Genomic DNA, 3,751 nt, shown 5'->3' with positions numbered 1-3,751 from the left:
AAGCTCAGCGGCCGCGAACTGGCCGTACTGCAGCTGATTGCGCGTGGCTGTTCGAACCATGAGATCAGCGAGCGGCTGTCCATCTCCCTGCACACGGTCACGACCCATGCCCGGCACATCAACAGCAAGCTCGGCGTCGAACGGCGCACCCAGGCCGTCGCCCGGGCCAAGGGGTTGGGTTTGTTGCACTGAGATTGGCGCCGCTATGCCAGACAGGACGTCCAGCCCTCTCGTCAGCCGCGGTCGACAAGGCGTGCCTCGAGAAGTGGTATGCATGAGCATCAGCAAGATGTATTGATTTCGCGCAGCCTGACAAGAGGCTGCGGTTAAGCCGAGCTGGCTGCGCCGTCGAACTCCACGCGCGTGGCGTGCAGCAGGTCCAGGTTGCTGTGCTCCCAGGGGTGGAAGCCGGCCTTGAAGAAGTCCAGGTAGGTGCTGATCAGCGGGCGGAACACGCCTTCCTTGCCCCACATCCAACGGATGCCGTCGCGCCACACGCGCCAGTTCCACAGCAGGCCGTCGACCTTGAGCATGTGCGCCAGGCCGCGCGTGGTATCGAGTACGAAGAAGAAGGTGCCCATGATCATCGCCCGGCGCAGCAGCTTGCGGCTGCCGCATACCTGGTTGTAGACGTCGAAGGCCACCGCCTTGTGCTCGGTTTCTTCCAGCGCATGCCAGCGCCACAGGCGCTTTAGGGTTGGGTGGGCGTCAGCCATGTAGGCGTCATTTCTCAGCAAACCATCGGCCATGATCGCGGTGATGTGCTCCAGTGCTGCGGTCGCGGCCAACTGGCGCTGCGGCGAGAACTTCTTCTGGGTGTAGCGGATACGCGCACGGGCGCGCTTTTCGAAGCGCTCGACGTCGTAGCCCAGATCGCGCAGGCGCTGGCTGTATTCCAGATGTTCACGGCTGTGGTGGCCTTCCTGACCGATGAAGCCGCGAATCTGTTCCTTGAGTACCGGGTCTTCGATACGGTCGCGGAACTGACGCACCGAGTCGATGAAGAAACGCTCGCCATCGGGAAACAACACCGACATGGCATCGAACAGATGGGTCTTGAAGGCGTCGCCGCCGTTCCAATGGCGCGGCAGCGGGTTGGGCAGATCGAAATCCATATGCCTGGGGCGAATCTGCAATCCTTCCGGAGTGGTGCTGGCCATGAGGGCTCCATTGCGCTGTTTGACTGCTTGTCACTATGAGCGCGGCGAGCGTCGGCGCACAGGTTCGTAACAGCCAAGGTTACGGTCATATCTGGCCACTTGCTGTCGGAGAAAAGTTTGGGGGTTTGGTAGGCAGCTGATCCGCCCGCTGCGCCTGAAACCGGAACCCCGATTACTGGAACCTTCAGAGAGCTTTTGCAGGCCAGGCAAAAGAGTCGTGATGGCATTCGCTGCTCGATGAGCGGGGTTGTCGGAGCGTCGTGGGCAAGGTTAAGGTCTTCGAATAACGGGTCATTTGCGGCCAGCCGCCAGAACAACAAGCCCATGAAGCAAACCCTCTTCACTGCCGAACTGGTTCCAGTGGCCTACGCCGAGGCGCTGCTGGCGCTCGCCGAGGAGCTTGGCCTGGCCCGTGCCGAGCTGTTTGCCGCTGCGCGGGTACGCCCGCAAGTGCTCGGTAGCCCCAATGCGCGGTTGTCCTTTCTCGACTTTCATCTGCTGACCCAAGCCGCGCTGGAGCGTTGCGGTGAGCCGGCGCTGGGGCTGTTGCTGGGCCAGCGCCTGAACGTTTCCACCCACGGCATTCTCGGTTACGCGGTGCTGTCTAGCGCCAATCTGGGCAAAGCGCTGCAGTTCGCCCTCAAGTACTACCGGGTGCTCGGTCTGTCATTCGAACTGGAGCTGGTGGAGCAGGGAGAGGACATGCAGTTGCGCGCCGTGGAGACCTTTCCTGCGGGGCCGCAGTCGCGTTTTACCGCCGAGGGCCTGCTGAGCAGTATCCACACCATCGCGCGTTTTCTCCTGGGTGAAGAACTGCAGGGCCTGGCCGTCGGTTTTGCGCATTCGGCGCCCGAATACGCCCAGCGCTATGCCGAGGTGTTCGGGGTGGCGGCACAGTTCGAACAGCCTTACCACTGGCTGCGCGTGCCTCGGCACTATCTGCAACGCCCCATGGCGCTGGCCAACCCGGCCACGGTACTAATGTGCGAGCAACAGTGCGAGGCGCTGCTGGCCAGCCTCGATGTGCAGGACGGCTTGCTCACGCGACTGCGCCGCCTGTTGTTGACGCGCCCGGGTGATTTTCCCGACCTGGAAAGCGCCGCGAGCGCCCTGCACACCAGCGGCCGTAGCCTGCGCCGGCATCTGGCGCAGATGGGCACCAGCTATCAGCAGGTGCTCGACGAGGTGCGCAAGCGTCTGGCTCTGCAGTACCTGACCACCACGCACTTGCCGCTTTATGAAATCGCTCATTTACTGGGCTTCAGCGACCCGTCCAATTTCCGCCGTGCATTCCGCAAATGGACCGGTAAACTGCCCGGCGACTACCGCAACGAGGTTTCCTGATGAGTACCGCCGAACGCCCCGCCCTGATCCGCGAAACCTTCCCTGTCGGGCCTTTGCAGTGCAACTGCACCAGCCTAGTAATCGAAATGTAGGGAGTGCGGACAAGTCCTCTAGGGCTTGCTATACGTGGTATCTGGCATCTTCTTGCGAAGTCCATATGGACATGGCTTTGATGTGGACATGTGAAGTGATCCCGTGTCCACATCAAAGCCTTCTCAGGCACTACCCGTCGGCCGACCAGATTTTCTCGCTGGGGAGTCTTGAAGAGTGCCTGGTGAGCGATGCGCCACGCAGTTCGATCTCACCCCGGAACGCCTTATCGGCGATACCGCTTATGGCACCGCCCCGATGCTGGCCTGGATGGTCGAAGAAAAGGACATCGAGCCGCATGTGCCGGTGTGGGACAAGACCGAGCGCAAGGACGACAGCCTCTCCAGTAACGACTTTCACTGGAATCAGGACGCCAATGAATATCGCTGCCCAGCCGACAAACCGCTGCGCAGTGAATGGCGCGCCTTCACCCAGCAAAGGTCGCGGGTGACCAAGGCCAACACCATCATCTACCGCTCCAGCCAAACCGACTGCGCTACCTGCTCGTTGAAAGCGAAATGCTGCCCCAACACGCCGAATCGGAAGATCGTCCGCAGCATCCATGAGGCTGCCCGCGACGTGGCTCGACGCATCGCCAAGACACCGGAGTATCTCGTCTCTCGCTGCGAACGAAAGAAGGTGGAGATGCTTTTCGCCCACCTCAAACGGATCATGAAACTCGACCGTTTACGACTGCGTGGCCTAACGGGTGCCACTGACGAATTCACTTTGGCGGCCACGGTGCAGAACCTGCGCCGCATGGCCAAGCTTTTGCCTCAAGGGCCACCGCTGATGGGATAGGTACGCCTGCTACGAGCAGAAACCCTCAAATTAACCCTTACACCTGAGCAAGGACGCTCAGTGAAACGCCGAAAGGCAACTTGAAGTGGCTTGCAGCCACTTCGACAGCAGGCACACTTGATCCGCAGGCTGCCGCTGAAGCTACTTTTTCAACAGAATCGACCGACAGCAGTCGTCTGCTAGATGCGGCTTTTGGCCATAGCCAGCCAAGCATTTTGGCTTCATAGCTACTGATCTGAGCGGCGATCAGATTAATCAGTTAGCTGCCGATTTAGCTTCTGTCCTCACTGTGCTTCAACCAATACAAGATAACCCAGGATCAATAGTGGCCATGCTGTTGGCGCTGATGGAAAATT

At 60.3% G+C, this 3,751-nt stretch carries 3 protein-coding genes and 2 pseudogenes; 4 read left to right on the top strand and 1 reads right to left on the bottom strand.

Annotated elements, in window-relative coordinates:
* Positions 1–192 (top strand): response regulator transcription factor (locus B3P22_RS17220; protein ID WP_296271836.1); only part of this gene is annotated, 192 nt, incomplete at its 5' end.
* 134 nt (positions 193–326) lie between these two features.
* Here the strand turns inward: B3P22_RS17220 and B3P22_RS17215 are convergent.
* On the bottom strand, positions 327–1,160 hold the full coding sequence (locus B3P22_RS17215) for a metal-dependent hydrolase (protein ID WP_296271835.1): 834 nt from the start codon (positions 1,158–1,160) through the stop codon (positions 327–329).
* 324 nt (positions 1,161–1,484) lie between these two features.
* On the opposite strand from B3P22_RS17215, the gene B3P22_RS17210 reads away from it, so the two are divergent.
* From B3P22_RS17210 to B3P22_RS17200, 3 genes and pseudogenes are all read left to right on the top strand, one after another.
* Positions 1,485–2,504, top strand: a complete 1,020-nt coding sequence (locus B3P22_RS17210) for an AraC family transcriptional regulator (protein ID WP_296271834.1) — start codon at positions 1,485–1,487, stop codon at positions 2,502–2,504.
* Positions 2,504–2,575, top strand: a pseudogene (locus tag B3P22_RS17205) (MBL fold metallo-hydrolase); the annotation flags it as partial. The gene B3P22_RS17210 and the pseudogene B3P22_RS17205, both read left to right, overlap by 1 nt.
* A 205-nt stretch (positions 2,576–2,780) precedes the next feature.
* Positions 2,781–3,395 (top strand): annotated as a pseudogene (locus tag B3P22_RS17200) (transposase); the annotation flags it as partial.
* Positions 3,396–3,751 lie beyond the last annotated feature (356 nt).

Source organism: Pseudomonas sp. UBA6323 (genome assembly GCF_002439135.1).
GTDB lineage: Bacteria > Pseudomonadota > Gammaproteobacteria > Pseudomonadales > Pseudomonadaceae > Aquipseudomonas.
This window is presented reverse-complemented; position numbering and strand designations above follow the sequence as displayed.

Bases quoted from the DNA above. Each gene is read 5' to 3' on its own strand.
- B3P22_RS17215 (WP_296271835.1), bottom strand. From the start codon at position 1,160: ATGGCCAGCACCACTCCGGAAGGATTGCAGATTCGCCCCAGGCATATG.
- B3P22_RS17210 (WP_296271834.1), top strand. From the start codon at position 1,485: ATGAAGCAAACCCTCTTCACTGCCGAACTGGTTCCAGTGGCCTACGCC.